At 54.7% G+C, this 20,253-nt stretch carries 20 protein-coding genes and 1 other annotated feature; of the genes, 7 read left to right on the top strand and 13 right to left on the bottom strand.

Translation table 11 applies throughout. The features are described from left to right. Position 1 precedes the first annotated feature (1 nt). The 7 genes from pheT to thrS all read right to left on the bottom strand — a co-directional run bounded on the left by pheT (position 2) and on the right by thrS (position 7,012). Entirely contained in the window at positions 2-2,389 is a 2,388-nt protein-coding gene (gene pheT / locus D4100_RS03625) for a phenylalanine--tRNA ligase subunit beta (protein ID WP_119803119.1), read from the bottom strand. 14 nt (positions 2,390-2,403) lie between these two features. Then, entirely contained in the window at positions 2,404-3,387 is a 984-nt protein-coding gene (gene pheS, locus D4100_RS03630) for a phenylalanine--tRNA ligase subunit alpha (RefSeq protein ID WP_119803121.1), read from the bottom strand. A gap of 204 nt (positions 3,388-3,591) precedes the next feature. Then, positions 3,592-3,716, bottom strand: a sequence feature (Phe leader region). Then, a complete protein-coding gene (gene pheM / locus D4100_RS25725; protein WP_152562850.1) occupies positions 3,666-3,710 on the bottom strand; it encodes a pheST operon leader peptide PheM in 45 nt (14 codons plus the stop codon). (Overlaps the previous feature by 45 nt.) Before the next feature lie 116 nt (positions 3,717-3,832). Then, the gene (rplT, locus tag D4100_RS03635) at positions 3,833-4,189 is read right to left on the bottom strand and encodes a 50S ribosomal protein L20 (protein ID WP_004943595.1); all 357 of its coding nucleotides are present in this window, start codon (positions 4,187-4,189) and stop codon (positions 3,833-3,835) included. Between the two features lie 43 nt (positions 4,190-4,232). Further along, a complete protein-coding gene (rpmI, locus tag D4100_RS03640) occupies positions 4,233-4,430 on the bottom strand; it encodes a 50S ribosomal protein L35 (RefSeq protein WP_004943591.1) in 198 nt (65 codons plus the stop codon). Between the two features lie 98 nt (positions 4,431-4,528). Continuing rightward, entirely contained in the window at positions 4,529-5,080 is a 552-nt protein-coding gene (gene infC / locus D4100_RS03645; protein ID WP_013812633.1) for a translation initiation factor IF-3, read from the bottom strand. Positions 5,081-5,083: 3 nt separating this feature from the next. Further along, on the bottom strand, positions 5,084-7,012 hold the full coding sequence (gene thrS, locus D4100_RS03650; protein ID WP_006320285.1) for a threonine--tRNA ligase: 1,929 nt from the start codon (positions 7,010-7,012) through the stop codon (positions 5,084-5,086). A 378-nt stretch (positions 7,013-7,390) separates the two neighbouring features. On the opposite strand from thrS, the gene D4100_RS03655 reads away from it, so the two are divergent. Together D4100_RS03655 and D4100_RS03660 are read left to right on the top strand one after the other, a co-directional pair. Further along, positions 7,391-7,618, top strand: coding sequence for a hypothetical protein (locus D4100_RS03655; RefSeq protein WP_119803123.1), 228 nt, complete (start codon positions 7,391-7,393; stop codon positions 7,616-7,618). 134 nt (positions 7,619-7,752) lie between these two features. Next, complete coding sequence (locus D4100_RS03660; RefSeq protein WP_006320288.1) at positions 7,753-8,439, top strand: MarC family NAAT transporter; 687 nt, start codon at positions 7,753-7,755, stop codon at positions 8,437-8,439. 33 nt (positions 8,440-8,472) lie between these two features. Here the strand turns inward: D4100_RS03660 and D4100_RS03665 are convergent, their stop codons facing one another. The 6 genes from D4100_RS03665 to D4100_RS03690 form a co-directional block, all read right to left on the bottom strand. Next, positions 8,473-9,606, bottom strand: coding sequence for an ABC transporter substrate-binding protein (locus tag D4100_RS03665; RefSeq protein ID WP_119803125.1), 1,134 nt, complete (start codon positions 9,604-9,606; stop codon positions 8,473-8,475). Between the two features lie 152 nt (positions 9,607-9,758). Continuing rightward, entirely contained in the window at positions 9,759-11,042 is a 1,284-nt protein-coding gene (locus D4100_RS03670) for an SLC5/6 family protein (protein WP_006320290.1), read from the bottom strand. Positions 11,043-11,298: 256 nt separating this feature from the next. Next, on the bottom strand, positions 11,299-12,636 hold the full coding sequence (locus tag D4100_RS03675) for a c-type cytochrome (RefSeq protein WP_199685640.1): 1,338 nt from the start codon (positions 12,634-12,636) through the stop codon (positions 11,299-11,301). 12 nt (positions 12,637-12,648) lie between these two features. Further along, positions 12,649-14,430, bottom strand: coding sequence for a GMC family oxidoreductase (locus tag D4100_RS03680; RefSeq protein ID WP_004943573.1), 1,782 nt, complete (start codon positions 14,428-14,430; stop codon positions 12,649-12,651). 2 nt (positions 14,431-14,432) lie between these two features. After that, a complete protein-coding gene (locus tag D4100_RS03685; RefSeq protein WP_006320294.1) occupies positions 14,433-15,152 on the bottom strand; it encodes a gluconate 2-dehydrogenase subunit 3 family protein in 720 nt (239 codons plus the stop codon). A gap of 308 nt (positions 15,153-15,460) precedes the next feature. Further along, positions 15,461-16,126: a transglycosylase SLT domain-containing protein gene (locus D4100_RS03690; protein WP_006320295.1), complete on the bottom strand. Its 666-nt coding sequence runs from the start codon at positions 16,124-16,126 to the stop codon at positions 15,461-15,463. 109 nt (positions 16,127-16,235) lie between these two features. Here D4100_RS03690 and ghoS point away from each other — a divergent pair, with 109 nt between their 5' ends. From ghoS to D4100_RS03715, 5 genes are all read left to right on the top strand, one after another. Then, complete coding sequence (gene ghoS / locus D4100_RS03695; protein ID WP_119803129.1) at positions 16,236-16,535, top strand: type V toxin-antitoxin system endoribonuclease antitoxin GhoS; 300 nt, start codon at positions 16,236-16,238, stop codon at positions 16,533-16,535. Between the two features lie 131 nt (positions 16,536-16,666). Further along, positions 16,667-17,611 (top strand): metal ABC transporter substrate-binding protein, encoded by a 945-nt coding sequence (locus D4100_RS03700; RefSeq protein WP_119803131.1) that lies wholly within the window; start codon positions 16,667-16,669, stop codon positions 17,609-17,611. Continuing rightward, a complete protein-coding gene (locus D4100_RS03705; RefSeq protein ID WP_006320298.1) occupies positions 17,608-18,498 on the top strand; it encodes a manganese/iron ABC transporter ATP-binding protein in 891 nt (296 codons plus the stop codon). The genes D4100_RS03700 and D4100_RS03705 overlap by 4 nt, the downstream gene beginning before the upstream one ends. Then, complete coding sequence (gene yfeC, locus D4100_RS03710; RefSeq protein WP_119803133.1) at positions 18,498-19,358, top strand: iron/manganese ABC transporter permease subunit YfeC; 861 nt, start codon at positions 18,498-18,500, stop codon at positions 19,356-19,358. Before D4100_RS03705 ends, yfeC begins: the two co-directional genes overlap by 1 nt. After that, complete coding sequence (locus D4100_RS03715; RefSeq protein ID WP_119803135.1) at positions 19,358-20,218, top strand: metal ABC transporter permease; 861 nt, start codon at positions 19,358-19,360, stop codon at positions 20,216-20,218. The genes yfeC and D4100_RS03715 overlap by 1 nt, the downstream gene beginning before the upstream one ends. Positions 20,219-20,253: the final 35 nt, after the last annotated feature.

Raw genomic sequence — 20,253 nt, forward strand, 5'->3', positions numbered from 1 at the left:
TTCAATCCCTCAAGGATGCTTGGAATCGCTGTTTTAGAGCCTCTACACATTTTGCAACGGTAGCGGCTATCTCCTCTTCTTCCAGTGTACGAGCGGTATCCTGCAATACCAGACTGATAGCCAGGCTCTTATCACCCTCTGCCACGCCCTTGCCACGGTACACATCAAACAAGTTTACGCCAACTACCTGATTTGCGCCAACTTTCTTACACTCTGCCAAAATATCTTCTGCGGCGACGTTTTCAGCCACCACAACGGCGATATCGCGACGGTTTGCCGGGAAGCGAGAAATCTCCCGCGCCTGAGGCACGGCGCGGCTTGCGACCTTGTCCCACTCCAGTTCGAACACCACTGTGCGGCCGTTAAGATCCAGTTTACGCTCAAGTTCCGGATGAACCACTCCGATGAAACCTACGCGTTCGCCCTGTAAATAAATCGCCGCGCTTTGCCCCGGATGCAGTGCCGGATTGGCCTCTGCCTTGAACTGAATTTCGGATAATTTACCGGTCAGTTCGAGTACCGACTCCAGATCGCCTTTTAAATCATAGAAGTCGACCGGCTTACGCGCCAGATCCCAGTGTTCTTCGTGCGTATGGCCCGCAATCACTCCTGCCAGCATGACATCCTGACGGATACCCAGATTTGCCGCAGTATCAGGCACAAAGCGCAACCCGCTTTCAAACAGGCGCAGGCGGCTTTGCTGACGATTCTGGTTATACACCACCGCGGACAACAGGCCAGTCCACAATGACAAGCGCATAGCCGACATCTCTACCGAGATTGGGCTTGGCAGGATCAACGCCTCTTCGCCCGGGTGCAGCAAGGCCTGTACTTTAGGATCAACGAAACTGTAGGTGATCGCTTCCTGGAAGCCATGATCGACCAGCATGGTCTTCACGCGTTTCAGCGTCAGATCGGCTTCGCGATGCTTGGTCATGACCAGATCGGCACGTACCGGCACGTCGGGAATATTGTTGTAGCCATAAACGCGTGCGACTTCTTCCACCAGATCTTCTTCGATTTCCATATCGAAACGCCAGCTAGGCGCCACCGCCAGCCAGTTATCACCCTGCTCGGTCACCTGGCAACCCAAACGGCGCAGAATATCGCTTACCTGCTCGCTTGGTACTACGTGGCCAATCAAACGATCCAGTTTTTCACGGCGCAATGTAATAGTGGCACGCTTCGGCAGTTCGCTTTCGGTGGTAACATCGATAACCGGGCCTGCCTGGCCGCCGCAGATATCAATCAGCAGACGGGTAGCGCGCTCCATCGCTTTGTACTGCAGCGCAGGGTCAACGCCACGCTCATAGCGATGTGAGGCATCGGTGTGCAGGCCCTGACGGCGCGCGCGGCCGGTAATCGACAGCGGGCTGAAGAAGGCACACTCCAGCAGCACATCCTGGGTCTCGTCATTCACCCCTGAGTGTTCGCCACCAAAGATGCCACCCATCGCCAGCGCTTTCTGGTGATCGGCAATCACCAGGGTGTCGGCATTCAGTTTGGCTTCGTTGCCGTCCAGCAAGGTCAGAGTTTCCCCTTCGCCGGCCATACGCACGACGATACCGCCTTCAATGCGGCTCAGATCGAAAGCATGCATTGGCTGGCCAAGTTCCAGCAGCACGTAGTTGGTGACGTCAACCACCGCGTCAATGGAGCGGATGCCGCAACGACGCAGTTTCTCACGCATCCACAGCGGGCTGGGGGCTTTAACGTTGATGCCTTTGACTACGCGGCCGAGGTAACGCGGGCACGCCTGTGGCGCATCAACGCGGATCGGCAGCGTATCATTGATAGTGGCTGCGACCGGGCTCATGTCCGGTTCGGTCAGCGCTACCTGATTCAGCACACCGACATCCCGCGCTACGCCGATGATACCCAGACAGTCTGCACGGTTAGGCGTTACGCTGATTTCGATCGTGTTGTCGTTCAGCTTCAGGTATTCACGGATGTCGGTACCGATTGGCGCATCTTCCGGCAGTTCGATAATACCGTCGTGATCGTCAGAAATTCCCAGTTCGGAGAACGAACAGAGCATGCCTTCAGAAGGCTCGCCGCGTAATTTGGCGGCTTTGATTTTGAAATCGCCCGGCAACACCGCGCCCACGGTGGCAACGGCCACCTTCAGGCCAGTACGGCAGTTTGGCGCGCCGCAGACGATATCCAGCAGGCGATCGCCGCCCACATTGACCTTGGTCACGCGCAATTTGTCCGCATTCGGATGCTGACCGCATTCAACTACATGACCAACCACCACACCGTTGAAAACGCCGGCTACCGGCTCCACGCCGTCCACTTCCAGACCGGCCATGGTGATTTGATCGGATAATGCTTCGCTGCTGATGGCCGGGTTTACCCACTCGCGCAACCAGAGTTCACTGAATTTCATGTGATATTCCCGCCTTACTTAAACTGTTTGAGGAAACGCAGATCGTTTTCGAAGAACGCGCGCAGGTCGGTAACGCCATAACGCAACATCGTCAGACGCTCCATACCCATGCCGAAAGCGAAGCCGGAATAGATCTCCGGATCGATGCCCACGTTACGCAGAACGTTCGGGTGCACCATGCCGCAGCCCAAAACCTCCAGCCACTTGCCGTTTTTGCCCATGACGTCCACTTCTGCGGACGGTTCGGTAAACGGGAAGTAAGACGGACGGAAACGAACCTGCAAATCCTCTTCAAAGAAGTTATTCAGGAAATCGTGCAGCGTGCCTTTCAGATTGGTGAAGCTGATATCTTTGTCGACAATCAGGCCTTCCATCTGATGGAACATCGGGGTGTGCGTTTGATCGTAATCGTTACGGTAAACGCGACCCGGCGCAATAATGCGAATTGGCGGTTGCTGGTTCTTCATGGTACGGATCTGCACGCCGGAAGTTTGGGTACGCAGCAGGCGTGTGGCATCGAACCAGAAAGTATCGTGATCGGCACGCGCCGGGTGGTGCCCGGGAATGTTCAGCGCGTCGAAGTTATGATAATCGTCTTCAATTTCCGGGCCAGTCTCAACGGAGAACCCCAGTTCGCCAAAGAAGGCTTCGATACGATCGATGGTGCGAGTCACCGGGTGCAACCCGCCGTTTTCCATACGACGGCCCGGCAGGGAAACGTCAATAGTCTCTGCTGCCAGACGCTCGTTCAGTGCAGCGGATTCCAGCATATTTTTACGCGCGTTCAGCGCATCCTGCACCGCCTGTTTTGCCTGGTTGATCACTGCCCCGGCCGCCGGGCGTTCTTCCGCCGGCACGTCGCGCAGCGATTGCATCTGCAAGGTAAAATGGCCTTTCTTGCCTAAATATTCGACGCGTACCAAATCCAACGCGGCAACATCCTGGGCATCTTCTACGGCTGCTTTGGCATTGGCAACCAGCTCTGCGAGATGTGGCATTGCTTTCCTCTTCCTCTGGCCGGTATGGCCCTAAGTAATTGTTATCTATTATTCGAACACGCCTTTCGCAAATCTTCAAAGAATTTCGAGTCATAGCCAGGCGGCCAACTCGTGCATCCCCAGGATGCTTACTCAAGTAAGTGACTGGGGTAAGCGAGTGCAGCCAACAACGCTACGGCTTGAAAGGCGAAGAAGACGGCCAAAAACAAAAAAGCCTCCACAGGGGAGGCTTAGGCGCTACTTTTCGTTTCTTTTCTTACGCGCAAAGCCTCCTGAGATCAGGCGCTAAAGTAAAAAAAGAAACGAAAAATAGCAGCGTACATGATTGATTGCTTAACCTTGTCGATAGATTGTCCACCAGTGATATAGCGGCGGTCAATAAAAGTCAATATTGGTGCTGAAAAACAAAGATTAAAAGAGGGAGCAAGCTCCCTCTTCTACTGACTTACGCCAGTGCTGCTTTCGCTTTCTCAACCAGTGCGCCGAAGGCCACTTTGTCGAAGACCGCGATATCAGCCAGGATCTTACGGTCAATTTCAATAGAGGCTTTTTTCAGGCCGTTAATGAATTTGCTGTAAGACAGGCCGTTCACACGAGCTGCTGCGTTGATACGTGCAATCCACAGCTGACGGAACTGACGCTTACGTTGACGACGGTCACGGTAAGCATACTGACCTGCTTTGATTACTGCCTGGAAGGCAACACGATAAACGCGCGAACGGGCACCGTAGTAACCTTTCGCTTGTTTTAAAATTTTCTTGTGACGTGCGCGTGCAATTACACCACGTTTTACGCGAGCCATATGCTCTCTCCTAAAGTCTTATTCTGGATTCAAAAAAAATGGCTTATGCGTACGGAAGGCACGCAACAACCAGGACCATATCGTTTTTAGACACCATGCCTTTCGGACGCAGGTGACGTTTACGCTTGGTTGCTTTTTTGGTCAGAATATGACGCAGGTTAGCATGCTTGCGCTTAAAACCACCGCTGCCGGTTTTTTTGAAGCGCTTGGCTGCACCACGTACAGTTTTAATCTTTGGCATTTTAATTAAATCCACTTCGCATTGTTAAACAACGATCAGTAAGGCGAATAAAACCCACACAACGCAAGCGTTGCGCGGGTTCGATTACTTGGAAGCCTTTACTGTCTCTTTTTCGGTGCGAGCACCATGATCATCTGACGGCCTTCGATCCTCGTAGGGAAGGATTCGACAATGGCCAAATCAGAATCTTCACACAGGTCTTTACGGACGCGGTTAAGCACTTCCATACCGATCTGTTGGTGCGCCATTTCACGCCCACGGAAACGCAGGGTGATTTTGGCTTTATCGCCATCTTCCAGAAAGCGAATCAGGTTGCGTAGTTTGACCTGATAGTCGCCATCATCGGTACCAGGACGGAATTTGATTTCCTTGACCTGAATGACTTTTTGCTTCTTCTTCTGTTCTTTGGTCGACTTGCTCTTCTCGTAGAGGAATTTGCCGTAATCCATGATTCGGCAAACTGGCGGTTCGGCATTTGGGCTGATTTCTACTAAATCAACACCCGCTTCCTCAGCTTTTTCAAGAGCTTCATTCAGACTGACAATACCAATCTGCTCGCCATCGACGCCGGTTAGGCGAACTTCTTGCGCGCGAATTTCTCTGTTAATGCGATTAGGACGCGCCGGTTGAACTCGTTTTCCGCCTTTAATACTTTATTCCTCCAGTTGATGAAGACTACGGCTGCGAATCTCTTTCAGCAGCTTGTCTACGACTTCGTTTACGTCGAGGCTTCCCAGGTCTTTGCCACGGCGGGTACGAACGGCAACTTTGCCTGATTCGACCTCTTTATCACCGCACACCAACATGTAAGGAACCCGACGTAAAGTATGTTCGCGAATTTTAAAGCCAATCTTCTCATTTCTCAAGTCCGCTTTAACACGAATCCCTGCATCTTGCAGTTTTTTGGTCAATTGCTGGACATAATCAGACTGGCTGTCGGTGATATTCATCACCACCACCTGCACCGGAGCAATCCAGGTTGGGTAGAACCCAGCGTACTCTTCGGTAAGGATACCGATGAAACGCTCCATGGAGCCCAAAATAGCGCGGTGGATCATTACCGGTACCACGCGATCGTTGTTTTCGCCAACATACGACGCGCCTAAACGACCCGGTAAGAAGAAATCGAGCTGCACGGTACCACATTGCCATGCACGATCCAAACAATCATGCAGAGTAAATTCAATTTTTGGTCCGTAGAAGGCGCCCTCACCCGGCTGATATTCAAACGGAATCCCGTTTTCTGTCAGCGCGGCAGCCAAGTCATCTTCCGCGCGAGTCCACATATCGTCAGTGCCGATGCGCTTCTCAGGGCGGGTGGAAAGTTTAACCGCAATCTTTTCGAAGCCAAAGGTGCCGTAAACATCATAGACCATTCTGATGCATTCGTTCACTTCGGCACGCACCTGCTCTTCGGTACAGAAGATATGGGCGTCATCCTGAGTGAAACCGCGCACGCGCATCAGGCCATGCAGAGAACCCGAAGGCTCGTTGCGGTGGCAGCTGCCGAACTCACCCATGCGCAGCGGCAAGTCACGGTAAGACTTCAGGCCCTGGTTGAAGATCTGCACGTGTCCCGGGCAGTTCATCGGCTTGATGCAGTACTCGCGGTTTTCCGACGAGGTCGTGAACATGGCGTCTTTATAGTTTTCCCAGTGGCCGGTTTTTTCCCACAGCACACGGTCCATCATAAATGGCCCTTTCACTTCCTGATACTGGTACTCCTTGAGCTTCATGCGCACAAAGGCTTCCAGCTCACGGAAAATCGTCCAGCCGTCGTTGTGCCAGAACACCATGCCCGGCGCTTCTTCCTGCATATGATACAGGTCGAGCTGCTTGCCGATCTTGCGGTGGTCACGCTTGGCGGCTTCTTCCAGACGTTGCAGGTAGGCATTCAGCTGTTTCTTGTCTGCCCAGGCAGTACCGTAGATACGCTGCAGCATTTTGTTTTTGCTGTCGCCGCGCCAGTAGGCGCCCGAGGTTTTCTGCAGTTTGAAGTGATGGCAGAAACGCATGTTCGGCACGTGCGGACCGCGGCACATGTCGATATATTCTTCATGGTGATACAAGCCAGGACGGTCGTCATGGCTGATGTTCTCATCCAGAATCGCCACTTTGTAGTTTTCACCACGTGCGGCAAAGGTGTCGCGGGCTTCTTGCCAACTGACCTTTTTCTTGATGACGTCATAATCTTTGTCGGCCAACTCATGCATCCGCTTTTCCAGCAGATCCAGGTCTTCCTGCGTCAGGGTACGGTCAATATCGACGTCATAGTAGAAACCGTTGTCGATCACCGGGCCAATGGCCATTTTGGTGTCCGGCCACAGCTGCTTGATGGCATGGCCCAACAGGTGCGCGCAGGAGTGGCGCATGATTTCCAGGCCTTCGGCGTCCTTGATGGTGATGATCGCCAGTTGCGCATCGGATTCGATCAGATCGCCGGCATCAACCAGTTCACCGTTTACACGGCCGGCAATACAGGCTTTGGCCAAACCAGGGCCGATATCAAGGGCAACATCCAGCGGGGAAACGGCACGGTCGAAATGACGCTGACTTCCGTCAGGAAGAGTAATAACAGGCATTAATGATTCCTTATCTACAGTGGTGACCCACACGACAGATCACATGAAGAAATACAATATCGTTTAACTACATGTTGTTATGAACGCTATTCAGCTTCACTCTGCCAAATATGTACCCTCATAAGCACACAATTTACGATGTGCCATGGTGCGACGCCATAACGGAACAGGGAGTGTAACACTATGATTAGCGCGCCATCTACCGGAGAGTTTGTCAGGCATGCTCCCACTTGCCGGTCGACGTATTTTAAAATCTCGGTGTTCGGTTTTACCCGCAATGATCAAGTAACAGCATTGCGTAAATCAGCTATGGCGAAGCTCGCCCGCTACCGCTATTCTGTCGCCACTAACGGCTGAATTGAGACATACCCTCGCATCATGAACCGGTTATTCAAGTTACTTGTTGGCGTCTGCGTAGTGCTGGTGGCGAGTTTTGTTCTGCTTCACCTCGGCACAGATCGCCACCCGCGGGCCATTGCGGTCAACGAACCGCCGATGGAATGCGAAGATACCCCGGACATCGCCAATGACTGCGTGAACGACAACGGCGACGACACCTCTGCAGACCCTGCGCCCGAATTGACGCTACCCAATACGCAGGGCTGATCGAGCAGCAATTTCGTGTCAACATTGTGAATTTTCAAATGTTCCCCCCCTCTCACCATTGCTGGTGATCTTCCGGCAGGCTACTCTATTATTTTACGCCGCCGTGGCGTTAACTGAAAACAGAGGTCTGTTTCATGACGAGTATCATGCAGTTATTCCAGGCTATCGGATTGGGTCTGGTGCTATTGCTGCCGCTGGCCAACCCGCTTACCACCGTGGCGTTGTTGCTCGGCTTGTCGGGCAATATGACGCGTGAAGAGCGCAATCAGCAGTCGCTGATGGCGTCGGTCTACGTGTTCCTCATCATGACGATAGCGTTCTACGCCGGTCAGTTGGTCATGAACACCTTCGGCATCTCCATTCCCGGCCTGCGCATCGCCGGCGGGCTGATTGTGGCGTTTATCGGTTTTCGCATGCTTTTTCCACAGCAAAGCGCAGAAGAAGCGCCGGAGGTGGAAACCAAGTCAGACGAACTGCGCAAGAAAACCTCGGCCAACATCGCCTTTGTGCCACTGGCCATGCCAAGCACCGCCGGCCCGGGGACGATTGCCATGATCATCAGTTCGGGATCAAGCATTAAAGCTAATGTGCTGGGATTTGAGCAATGGGTACTGTTGGTAGCGCCGGTGGCGATTTTTCTGTCGGTGGCGGTAATACTGTGGGGTTGCCTGAGAAGCTCCGGTGCCATTATGCGCCTGGTGGGCAAGAGCGGCATTGAGGCAATCTCGCGCCTGATGGGGTTCCTGTTGGTGTGTATGGGCGTGCAGTTCATTATCAACGGCGTGCTGGAGATTATCTCCACCTACACGCCGGTGGCCTGATAAAACGGGCGCGGATCACCGCGCCCGTCTGGCTTACTTCCCTGCCGGCGCCTGAGCCCCCAAAATTCCCTTGCCTTCCGGCACTTCGGTAAAGCGGCTGAGGATCTCGCTGTAGGTTTTCGCCGGATCCAACTCTTTGAACTGATTCGGATAGATAAACTTCGCCAGGTACTCCAACCCAACAATGTTGTACGGGTGGTTATAGAAGTTGTGGTAAATGCCGTAGAAACGCCCCTCTTTCACTGCCGAGAGTTGAGCAAAGCCCGGGCGCTGCTTCATGCGGTTGAAAGCATCGTCGACCTGCTGCTGGGTAACGCCATAACCAAAGGGCACTGCGGCATTGGTTTTACTGGCCCACTGGGAGCCGGAAACGATATAGGCGTCCGGTTTCATGCTGATCACTTTTTCCAGCGACACATCGCCGGTCGCGCCGGGCAGCAACTCGGAACCCAGGTTGCGCGCCCCCACCGCCTCGATCATCCCGCCCCAGCCGACGTGCGAATGGGTGAAACAGCAAGACTCAAGCCCATTCAGGCCGGCTTTCGCTTCGATAAACACCAGCGGCTTTGGTTCCACCGTTTTGGTTTTATCGAGGATGCTCTGATAATGCTGCTGATAGAAATCGGTGTATTGCTTCGCTTCGCTCTCGCGGTTGAGCGTCTCCCCCAACAGCTGGATGCTTTTCGGGGTGTTTTCTACCGGCTTGAGCATGGTGTCGATAAACAACACCGGAATGTTCAACGCTTTCAACTTGTCCAGCACGCCGGTCTGGCTCAGAGAAGGTTTGGAACGTAATTGCGCCACCATCAGATCGGGATGTTTCGCTATCACACTTTCCAGATTGATCTCGCCCTTGTCGCTGAAGCCCATATCGATAATGTTCTTCGCCTCAGGCCATTTGCTCTGCAGGATTTTCCAGGTCTCACCGTCGCTTTTCTTCAGCAGGTTGTTCCACGCAACCAGCCGGGTGAAGGGATCGGCGCGGTCCAGCAAGGCCAGCGTCAAAATATCTCGCCCATCTTGCACCACAATGCGTTTCGGCTCTTGCTTAATCGTCACGCTTTCGCCGGAGGTGTCGGTCAGGGTCAACGGATAGGTGGTCGCCATCGCCTGAGCAGATAAAACGCTGGCGCAGGCCAATGCCAGCAGGGTGATTCGACGGTGCACGTAAAGCTCCTTAGCGTAGAAAAATTATCGGTAAATAATAATGAGAATGGCTTCTATTATCAAAGATAACGCTAAGCAGATTGCGCATTAATTGAAAATGGATGTGAATCAGGAGGGGAACATGGCGCGCCGCTCACGGCGCGCCACAGAGGTTAAACCAGGCCGTAAATCAGCGCAGAAAGCGCAATCAGCCCCATCACCAGCACGAAGATATTGCTCGGCGCACGGTAGCGGCGCATCGCGGGCACCGCACGCACGGCATACATCGGCAAAATAAACAGGATTACCGCAATCAACGGGCCGCTGATGGTTTCGATAATATGCAACGCACTGGGGTTCCACACCGTGGCAGCCCAGGTGAGCAGGAACAACAGTACGGCGGAAAGGCGGTGCGTGATGCGCGAGCTTAACGGCTTACCGACCGCCCGCGTCAAACCGTCAATCAGGCTGGTCGCCCCTTCGGTAACGCCAAGCGAAGTACCAAGGTAAGATTTGGCCATCGCAAGCATCGCCATCACCGGGCCAAGATAGGCAATCAGCGGATTGGAGAATTTGTTCGCCAGCGTGGTCAACACGGTGATGTTCTGATCTTTCGCCTGCTGCATGTCCGCATGAGACAGGCTTAGCACGCAGCTAAAGACAAAGAACAGCACGGTGACGCAAATCAGCACGTAGCTGTAACGCATAATGCGTGCGCAGCGGCGCTCTGCCTTGTCGCCATACAGGCTTTTCTGGGTGGAGGCGAAGGACGAAATAATCGGCGCATGGCTGAAAGAAAACACCATCACCGGTACCGCCAGCCACAACGAATGCCACAAATCCGGGCTGCTGAACTGGGTGTTGGCCAAGCCGCTGACAAAGTTCGCCGTCTGCCAGGTCGGCATCAGGTACAGCGAAATCCCCATCAGGAATACCAACAACGGGAACACCAGCATGCCCATCGCCGCGACAATCGCGTCTTTACCGCGCAACAACACCAGATTCAGCACCACCACCACCGCCAGGCTCAGCCAGATGCGCGGCAACGGCGTCAGGTGGAACTGATGGATCAGGAAACTGTCCAGGGCATTGGTAATCGAAATGCTGTACACCAGCACGATCGGGAAGAACGCCATCAGGTACAACACCATGATGATTTTTCCCGCCAGCACGCCAAAGTGCTCAACCACCACATCGTGGATATTGCCGTCGCGGCTGGAGCCGGAAAGCACAAAGCGGCTCAGTGCACGATGCGGCAAATAGGTCAGAGGAAAAGCAAACAGCGCCATCAGCAACAGCACCAACGGGCCGTTCAACCCGGCATTGATTGGCAGGAACAACGTACCCGCGCCGACAGCGGTGGCATAGAGGCCAAACATCCACACCGTATCGGTTTTGTTCCATTTGGCCGCTCGGGTAGCGGCCTGCGTACCTGAATCGGGAGAAATCGTACTCATAGGAAAGCTCACCTTACTCTTCAGCGACAACGATTGCGCTCAATGGGATATCCTTCTCCGCGAATTTTTTAACATTAATCAAGGGATTAATGCAGTATTTCATTCTTGTGATTGATAAAAGGACGGCAAAGGATAATTAAAAATGTTGTTTGGGTCTATCTCTTGGCGGCTGACTGCGCGCTTCATGAACGATTTTCAGTGCGGGAATGGACGGAGAGAGGCAAAAAAACAGGGGCCTCTTGAGGCCCCTGGCGGTTTACTTGTTGGCGTCCGGGTGATCCGGTACTTCGGCGCTCCCCATCTCCTTCTCGTTGCGGATCATCGAGCGGTCTTTACGCACGCCAGCCACATCTGAGGCATCGATGGGCTTGGCACTGTTGCCCCAGCTGGAACGGATAAAGTTGACCACATCCGCCACCTGTTGGTCATTCAGGCGCCAACCAAACGGCGGCATGGTGATGTTGGACACCGCCCCTTTCACCGCCGGCGTGGTATTGCCGGTCAGCACTATGTGGATCAGCGAGGTCGCATCGTCGGTTTGCACCACCGGGTTGCCCTTCAGTGCCGGGAAGGCGCGTTTGTAGCCCACACCGTCGGTACGGTGGCAAGCCGCGCAGTTATCGACGTACAACGCCGCTCCAGGCTTGCTGTCGTTACCGCGCCACAGATCCTTGGCAACGTTGTCCTCGGCGGGTGCCGCCTGCTGCTTGCCATCTTTCGGCGGCAGCGTTTTCAGGTAGCGTGAGATCGCCGTCAGGTCTTCATCGCTGAGATACTGCAGACTGTGTTCCACCACGTCGCTCATGCCGCCGAACACGATGGATTTGTCGTTGCGGCCGGTTTTCAGGAACTCGGTCAGTTCGGCTTCGCTCCAGGTTCCCAACCCGTCTTTCTGGTCGCCACGCAGGCTGGAGGCTACCCAACCGTCAATCGGCGCGTTGCTGCCGGACAGGTAATTGTCGCCGTCGTTATTGCTCAGCGATTTCTCCTGCATGGTAATGCTGCGCGGCGTGTGGCAGGCACCGCAGTGCCCCAGACCTTCCACCAGATAGCGTCCACGCTCGATCACCGGATCGGCTTTGGCGTCAGCGACAAAATCCGCCGGCGTCGGCGCAAACATGCCGCGCCAAATGCTCAGCGGCCAGCGCATCGACAGCGGCCAGGGAATGTCGGAATCCTTGTTGGCCTGCTCCACCGGCTGCACGCCATGCATGAAATAGGCATACATGGCGCGCATGTCGTCCTCTTTCACCAACGCGAACGACGGATAAGGCATCGCCGGGTACAGGGTGGCGCCATTTTTGGCTACGCCCTTGCGCACCGCGTTGTCGAAATCCTCAAAGCTGTAATCACCAATGCCGGTTTTTTTATCCGGCGAGATATTGGTGGAGTAAATGGTGCCGATCGGCGTTTCCATCGCCAAACCACCGGCAAACTCTTTACCGCTTTTACCGTTGGTGTGGCAGGCCACACAGTCACCGGCGCGCGCCAGGTACTCGCCGCGTTTGATCAATTCGCTGCTGACCGTCGCGTCCTGCGCCCAAACGGAAAAACTCAGTGCACTGAGAACCAGTGCGGGAACAAATGCTTTCATCAATCGCCGTCCTTATGCCTGCACCAAAGGGCCTGGGTTTTTCAGATACTGCTCGCGAATAGCGCGGGCAGACCAGTAAGCCAACGCGGCCACGGTGCCGGTCGGGTTGTAACCCAGCCCTTGCGGGAAGGCTGAAGCCCCGATGGAAAACACGTTGTGCACGTCCCAGCTTTGCAGATAACGGTTTACCGCGCTGGTCTTCGGATCTTCGCCCATCACCGCGCCACCGTTCATGTGCGTGGTCTGATAACTGGTGGTGTCAAAATGGCTGTTGGCATTTTTCGGGCTGCCGGCAATCAGTTTCGGGTTCATCGCTTTGGCGATCGGCGCCATTTTGTCGTACATGAATTGCGCCATCTTGACGTCGTTTTCCTGCCAGTCGAACGTCATGCGCAGCAGCGGCTGACCAAACACGTTCTTGTAGGTGGGATCGAGATCCAGATAATTGCTGCGGTACGACTGATGCGCGCCGTGGGCGTCCATCGACACGTGATGGGTGTAAGCGTCCGCCACCGCCGCTTTCCACTTGCTGCCCCAGGCCGGGGTGCCCGGAGGCGTCGGCAAGCCGGAAATCGGTTTGGTGCCCGCCTGGTTGACCCAGAACGGTGAACCGCCGACAAAGCCTTCTTTGGCATGGTCAAAGTTATCGGCGTTGAAATCGTCCACCCCGACGCCGTTACCACCGGCACCGATGAACGGGTTGGTGAACACGTCCTTGTCGAAGAACGCCTTAATGGTGGTCATGTTCTGATAGGCGAAATTACGCCCGACAACGCCCTCGCCGGTCACCGGATCGTAAGGCTTGCCGATGCCGGACAACAGCATCAGATGCACGTTGTGGAACTGGAAGGCGCCCAGGATCACCAGCTCAGCCGGCTGTTCGATTTCTCGGCCCTGCGCATCGACGTAATTCACGCCGGTGGCGCGGGATTTGTCGGCGCTCAGGTTCACTTTCAACACGTTGGCGTTGGTACGCAACTCGAAGCGTTTTTCCATGCGCAACGCCGGCAAAATATTGACGTTCGGCGATGCCTTGGAATACATATAGCAAGCGTAACCGCTGCAGAAGCCGCAGAAGTTGCACGGCCCCATCTGCGCACCGTAAGGGTTGGTATAGGAGTCCGACGTGTTGGCGGAAGGTAGATTATACGGGTGGTAACCCACCTCCAGCGCCGCCTTCTCGAACAGTTGGGCGGAGAAGGTATTCTTTTGCGCCGGCAGCGGGAAATCGCTGGAGCGATCGGCCGCAAAGCGGTTGCCGCCCTTCTGCGCCACTTTCTGGCCCTTGATGGTCCAGGCGGTGCCGGAAGTGCCAAATACTTTTTCGGCTTTATCGAAGAACGGCTCCAGTTCGTCGTAAGTCACGCCGAAGTCCTGAATGGTCATGTCTTTCGGGATAAAACTCTTGCCGTAGCGCTCTTCGTAGTGGCTGCGCATACGCAACTCGATCGGGTCAACGCGAAAATGTACGCCGGACCAGTGCAAGCCCGCCCCGCCCACGCCGGTACCCGGCAAAAATGCCGCCAGTTGGCGATAAGGCACCGCAGTCTGGCTGGTATTATGCCGAATGGTCACGGTACTTTTCGACAGATCCTGGAACAGCTTGCGGCGGATATTATAGGTCAGCTCGTCAATCACCTGCGGGTAGGAGCCGTCCGGATAAGTATCGCGCATCGGGCCACGCTCCAGCGCCACCACGTTCAAGCCTGCCTCGGTCAGCTCCTTGGCCATGATCGCGCCGACCCAGCCGAAACCGACGATCACCGCGTCTACTTTTTTCATTACCGTTGCCATCGTTATCCCCTCTCCCCACGAATTGATACCGGTGGGAAGGGATAGCGTTCCCCTCGCTCAACCCAGTCCATAAAGTCGGCGCGTGCGCCCGGAAAATTAATCAGCTTCCAGCCGACCATGTCTTTGTTACCGCCATGGATCGGATCGCTGAAGAAACCTTCGCGGGTGTTTTGCAGCAGGTAGGAGAAGAACAGCCTGGAAGGCAACTGCGAGAATTCTGCTTCACCAGACTCAAATTTTTGCAGCAGCGTATCCTGCTGTGCAGCGTCCAGCTCTGCAAAGGTTTTGCCGGTGGTTTTCTTGCAGTAGGCATCCGCGTCACTGATACCCAGGTTGTAAATTTGTTTCGGCACCAGCGGTAATTGGTAACCCATCTCTTTCGGCACATCCGGGTTGAAAGGCCCTTGCATGTACCAGATTGAACCTGTGGCGTACGGAGTATTCATCTGGCGATCGATAAACTCCGGCACGCCGGCTTCCAGCGCACCTGGGCCGCGATCGTCAGCCGGGATCAGGCGCGCGGCTGCGGCCTTGATAAATGCCCATTCTTCCGGGGTGAAAAACGTGGGCTGGTAGTCCGTTGGGGTGTCTGTAGCCGCGACAGCAGGCATGGGTGCCGTCAGGGCGCTGACGCCGCTGCCGCCAATCACCGCTGCGGGAATTAAAGTCATCGATTTCAGCAGGAAATCGCGCCGTGAATTGTTAGTTTTATCGTCCGACATGTCACATTCCATCCAAAGATAATCACAACTATTTAACCTCAACCTTGTGATCATTGCGGGATTTAAAAATAATTTGTTACGTATTTGTCTATTTTTTGAAGGTTACTTTGTGAACTCAAGCCCAAATGTTACCGGTAACTTATTGAATGAACGTAAAGATTTATCCGCTAATGTAAATTTAACTATTTGTGCGGTTTTTGAGGTAACAGAATGGGAAATAACGAAAAATGAGAGAGATGTCGCGATGTGGTCACGTCGAAAAGAAAAACCGGCCGCTGCAGACGACCGGTTTTAGCGAGAAATAGAGCTTACTGCGACATTGCCTGGTAGGCCGTCGTCACCTTCCATAAATAGCGCGGCGCCTGTGGGGCCGGATGCTTTTTCTGGATGTGCTGATAAAACTCATCCGGGCTCATCTGATTAATGCGGTTTACCGCCACGCGCTTGTCTGATGCGAACGTGCGCAACATGGCGCCAGCCCCATTGACATAAGAAACGATGGTGGCGTACTGCAAGGTCTGTGGGTTGTTGATCCCGGCTAGCTGCTGGCTTTGAAGAATATTGATATAGGCCGTTCCCAGATCAATATTGACCGCCGGATCCTTCAACTCACGCGAGCTGGGCTGCCCACTTCTTCCTTTCATACGATAGGCATCGCGCCCGGCGGTAGAAGGTTTCAGCTGCATTAATCCCACGGCGTTCGAGGTGCTGACCACGTTCGGGTTAAACCCGGACTCCACCTGAATAATCGCTTTAATCAGCGTTTCGTCGACGCCATAACTGCTGGCGGCCTGACGAATGTAATCGTTATAGGCTACCGGTGTCCCCGTGCGGTTGACCGGAGCCTGCGGGGGAGTTTTTAACCAACCCCCACGCGATGTGCCACTGCCTGAAATAGTACTTGTCGTTTGCGGGTCTTTGGCGCACCCCGACAAAAGCAACATTGCCGTCAGGCAACCGATTTTTGTTTTCACAGAATCCCTCACTCCTTTCAATGGGTTGCGTAGCATATACAACTTGTAAGGACGCCTGCATAATTTTTTTGGTCTAATCTCAAGCTATCCATATACCAAGAGGTGATTTATGAGTCAATCTGCAACGACGTGTTTTGTGGTGACTTTCCACTATCAGGAAGAAGGATTGGCTGATTTGGCCAAGCTTACCGGACAATTAACCCGTGATGGATTTGTCACTTCGGTGACAGATGAACAAGGCGTTCCGCATCAGTTGGGCAGCAACAGTTTTGCGTTTATAACTCCATTGAATCAAGAAGATGTTCAACAGCTGGCGCAGAAGCTCGGTGAAGTTGCCTTGGGGAAAACCCCGGAGGTCGACATAGCTCGCTATGAGGAGTACGTTAAGCGGTTACATACTGATACATAAAATGCTATAACTCACCTGACGGTATTATTTATCTCAATGGATTGATAGCCTGCCGTCAGCTCAAAGGTGACGCTTGACTTCGCTACAATTGATATTGATAATCATTTTCATTTGAGCCAGGAGATGTCACCATGCTTTTGAAACGATGCGTTTTTCCCCGCCTGTCACTCATTCAGGTCAGGGAGTTTTACCGCCCTTTTGCCCTGCTGTGTCTGCTGTTCGCCGCGGGCCTCGCCAGTAATGCCGCACTAGCAGAAAAGAAACTGCGCGTGGTGACGACCTTTACCATCATTCAGGATATCGCTCAAAACGTGGCCGGCGATGCCGCCGTAGTCGAGTCCATTACCAAGCCGGGAGCGGAGATCCACGATTATCAGCCAACGCCGCGCGATATCGTTAAAGCGCAGCACGCCGACCTGATCCTGTGGAACGGCATGAACCTCGAACGTTGGTTCCAGCGCTTCTTCGAGAATATCAAACAAGTCCCCGCCGCCGTGGTAACCGAAGGCATCACCCCGCTGCCCATCCATGAAGGTCCGTATAATGGCAACCCGAATCCGCATGCCTGGATGTCCGCCAGCAATGCGCTGATCTATATAGAAAACATACGTAAAGCGCTGGTGCAACACGACCCGGCCAACGCAGAAACCTATAACCGCAACGCCAAAGCCTATGCCGCCAAAATCAGTGCGCTGGATGCCCCGCTGCGCGAACGCCTTTCGCGTATTCCCGCAACCCAGCGTTGGTTGGTTACCAGCGAAGGCGCATTCAGCTATCTGGCGAAAGATTATCAGTTGAAAGAAGTCTATCTGTGGCCAATTAATGCCGACGAGCAAGGGTCGCCGCAGCAGGTTCGCCGGGTCATCGATACCGTTCGCGCCAACCGCATTCCGGTGGTGTTCAGCGAAAGCACCATCTCCGACAAGCCGGCCAAACAGGTGGCGAAAGAAACCGGCGCGAAATACGGCGGCGTGCTGTATGTCGACTCGCTGTCCACCCAGGGCGGCCCGGTACCGACGTATATAGACCTGCTGAACGTCACCGTACAAACCATCGCCAAAGGATTTGATCAATGACCACCGAGGTTTTTGTCCGCCCTGAGTTGAGTGTTGATGACGTTACCGTTACCTACAACAACGGCCATACCGCGATCCACAACGCCAGTTTTAACCTGAGCGGCGGTGCCATCTGCGCGTTAGTGGGCGTCAACGGCAGCGGCAAGTCGACGCTGTTCAAAAGCATCATGGGGCTGGTCAAGCCCACCACCGGCCGTGTGCAGTTGAACGACAAGCCGGTGGCGCATGCGCTGAAGAAAAATATTATTGCCTACGTCCCGCAAACCGAAGACGTCGACTGGAATTTCCCGGTTCTGGTGGAAGATGTGGTGATGATGGGCCGCTACGGCAAGATGAATTTTCTGCGCATTCCCGCCCGGGAAGATCGGTTACGCGTCGATAATGCGCTGGAGCGCGTTGGCCTGAGCGAACTGCGCACCCGCCAGATCGGCGAACTTTCCGGCGGACAGAAAAAACGCGTATTCCTGGCGCGGGCGCTGGCGCAACAAGGCTCCGTGCTGCTGCTGGATGAACCCTTCACCGGTGTGGACGTCAAAACCGAGAACGCGATTATCGATCTGCTGCGCGCGTTGCGTGACGAGGGCCACCTGATCCTGGTTTCCACCCATAATCTGGGTAGCGTGCCGGAATTCTGTGACCGGGTGATCCTGATTAACCGCACGGTGCTGGCTGCTGGCCCAACCGAAACCACCTTTACCCAAAGCAATCTGGAACAGGCGTTCGGCGGCGTGTTGCGCCATATCAACCTGTCCGGCCCGGATCTGCACGACGATAACGATCCGCGCACCGTGACGGTATTGACCGATGACGAACGCCCGGCGGTGTTCTATGGCCATACCAAAAGCGACCCTCCGGCGCAAAGCCAGCCAAAGGAGAAACAACCCTGATGCTGGAAACTCTGCTGCAACCCTTCAATTACAATTACATGGTCAAAGCCATCTGGGTCAGCGCCATCGTTGGCGCCGCCTGTGCGTTTCTATCGGCTTATCTGATGTTGAAAGGCTGGTCGCTGATGGGCGATGCACTGTCGCACTCGGTGGTGCCTGGCGTCGCCGGCGCCTATGCCCTTGGGCTGCCGTATGCCGCCGGGGCCTTCTTCACCGGCATGCTGGCTGCGTTGGCCATGACTCTGGTGCGCCACGTCACCCGCCTGCGTGAAGACGCAATCATCGGCTTTATTTTTTCGACCTTCTTCGCCGTCGGGCTGCTGATCATTTCACTCAATCCTACGTCGATTAACGTGCAGTCGATTATCTTCGGCAATATTCTCGGCATCGCCGACGAAGACGTGCTGCAGGTCGAGATTATCATCGGCGTCTCGCTGCTGATTCTATGCCTGGTGTGGAAAGATCTGCTGGCGGTGTTCTTTGACGAAAACCACGCGGTATCGATTGGCCTGTCGCCGCTGCGGATGAAAATTCTGTTCTTCACCCTGCTCAGTGCCTGTACCGTCGCGGCATTACAAACCGTCGGGGCGATTTTGGTGATCGCCATGGTGATTACGCCAGGCGCCACCGCCTATCTGCTGACCGACCGTTTTGGCCGATTGGTGATCATCGCCATCGTCATTGGCGCGCTGACCAGCGGTATCGGCGCCTATCTGAGCTTCTTCCTCGACGGCGCTACCGGCGGTGTGATCGTGACCCTGCAGACGCTGGTGTTCCTGGCGGCGTTTTTCTTCGCCCCCAAACACGGCTTGCTGGCGTCCCGGCGCCGCGTTGCCCGCGAACAGACCGGAGGCCACTGATGGAAACCCTGTATCAACTGCTCAGCGAGCCCTTCGCCTACCCGTTTATGCAGCGGGCGATCCTGGCCGCTATCGTTACCGGCGTGGTGTGTGCGGTACTGTCGTGCTATCTGGTGCTCAAAGGCTGGTCGCTGATGGGCGATGCCATCTCGCACGCGGTGCTGCCCGGCATCGTCGTGGCGTTCGTGCTTGGCATCCCGGTGGTTATCGGTGCGTTTTTCTCCGGCATTTTCTGCGCGGTAGCCACCGGCTATCTGAAAGAGAACAGCCGGGTGAAAGAGGACACGGTGATGGGCATCGTTTTCTCCGGCATGTTCGCCTTCGGGCTGGTGCTGTTTTCACGCGTCGATACCGACCAGCATCTGAACCACATCCTGTTCGGCAATATGCTGGGCATTACCGACGCAGAGCTGAAGCAGACGCTGCTGATTGCCGGCATTACGCTGGTGGTGGTACTGCTAAAGCGCAAAGATCTGATGCTTTACTGTTTCGATCCCAGCCATGCCAGGGTGATTGGCCTGCCGGTGAAGCTGCTGCACTACGGCTTGCTATGCCTGCTGGCGCTGACCATTGTCGCTTCGCTGCAAGCCGTCGGGGTGATTCTGGTGATTGCGATGCTGATAGCCCCGGGCATCATTGCCTTTATGCTGTGCCGCAGTTTCGATCGCATGCTGATCATCGCGACTCTGGTGTCGGTATTCTCCTGCGTGCTCGGCACCCTGATCAGCTTTCACATCGACGGCGCGACCGGCCCCTGTATTGTGATCGTTCAGGCGATTGTGTTTGTTATCGCCCTGCTCTACAGCAAATTCAGGCCGTTACAACGTCACGAAGAGGCGTTACTCGACGGGAAACCCTAAGGCCGGCGGCGGTGCGCAATCTCACCGCCGCTTAT

It is taken from the genome of Serratia inhibens, assembly GCF_003591175.1.
GTDB lineage: Bacteria > Pseudomonadota > Gammaproteobacteria > Enterobacterales > Enterobacteriaceae > Serratia > Serratia inhibens.

Coding starts and splice junctions, on each gene's coding strand:
- D4100_RS03660 (WP_006320288.1), top strand. CDS start 7,753: ATGACGAGTATCATGCAGTTATTCCAGGCTATCGGATTGGGTCTGGTG.
- rplT (WP_004943595.1), bottom strand. CDS start 4,189: ATGGCTCGCGTAAAACGTGGTGTAATTGCACGCGCACGTCACAAGAAA.
- D4100_RS03705 (WP_006320298.1), top strand. CDS start 17,608: ATGACCACCGAGGTTTTTGTCCGCCCTGAGTTGAGTGTTGATGACGTT.
- D4100_RS03685 (WP_006320294.1), bottom strand. CDS start 15,152: ATGTCGGACGATAAAACTAACAATTCACGGCGCGATTTCCTGCTGAAA.
- pheT (WP_119803119.1), bottom strand. CDS start 2,389: ATGAAATTCAGTGAACTCTGGTTGCGCGAGTGGGTAAACCCGGCCATC.
- D4100_RS03675 (WP_199685640.1), bottom strand. CDS start 12,636: ATGAAAGCATTTGTTCCCGCACTGGTTCTCAGTGCACTGAGTTTTTCC.
- thrS (WP_006320285.1), bottom strand. CDS start 7,012: ATGCCTGTTATTACTCTTCCTGACGGAAGTCAGCGTCATTTCGACCGT.
- D4100_RS03670 (WP_006320290.1), bottom strand. CDS start 11,042: ATGAGTACGATTTCTCCCGATTCAGGTACGCAGGCCGCTACCCGAGCG.
- D4100_RS03700 (WP_119803131.1), top strand. CDS start 16,667: ATGCTTTTGAAACGATGCGTTTTTCCCCGCCTGTCACTCATTCAGGTC.
- rpmI (WP_004943591.1), bottom strand. CDS start 4,430: ATGCCAAAGATTAAAACTGTACGTGGTGCAGCCAAGCGCTTCAAAAAA.
- ghoS (WP_119803129.1), top strand. CDS start 16,236: ATGAGTCAATCTGCAACGACGTGTTTTGTGGTGACTTTCCACTATCAG.
- D4100_RS03715 (WP_119803135.1), top strand. CDS start 19,358: ATGGAAACCCTGTATCAACTGCTCAGCGAGCCCTTCGCCTACCCGTTT.
- D4100_RS03655 (WP_119803123.1), top strand. CDS start 7,391: ATGAACCGGTTATTCAAGTTACTTGTTGGCGTCTGCGTAGTGCTGGTG.
- D4100_RS03680 (WP_004943573.1), bottom strand. CDS start 14,430: ATGGCAACGGTAATGAAAAAAGTAGACGCGGTGATCGTCGGTTTCGGC.
- pheS (WP_119803121.1), bottom strand. CDS start 3,387: ATGCCACATCTCGCAGAGCTGGTTGCCAATGCCAAAGCAGCCGTAGAA.
- yfeC (WP_119803133.1), top strand. CDS start 18,498: ATGCTGGAAACTCTGCTGCAACCCTTCAATTACAATTACATGGTCAAA.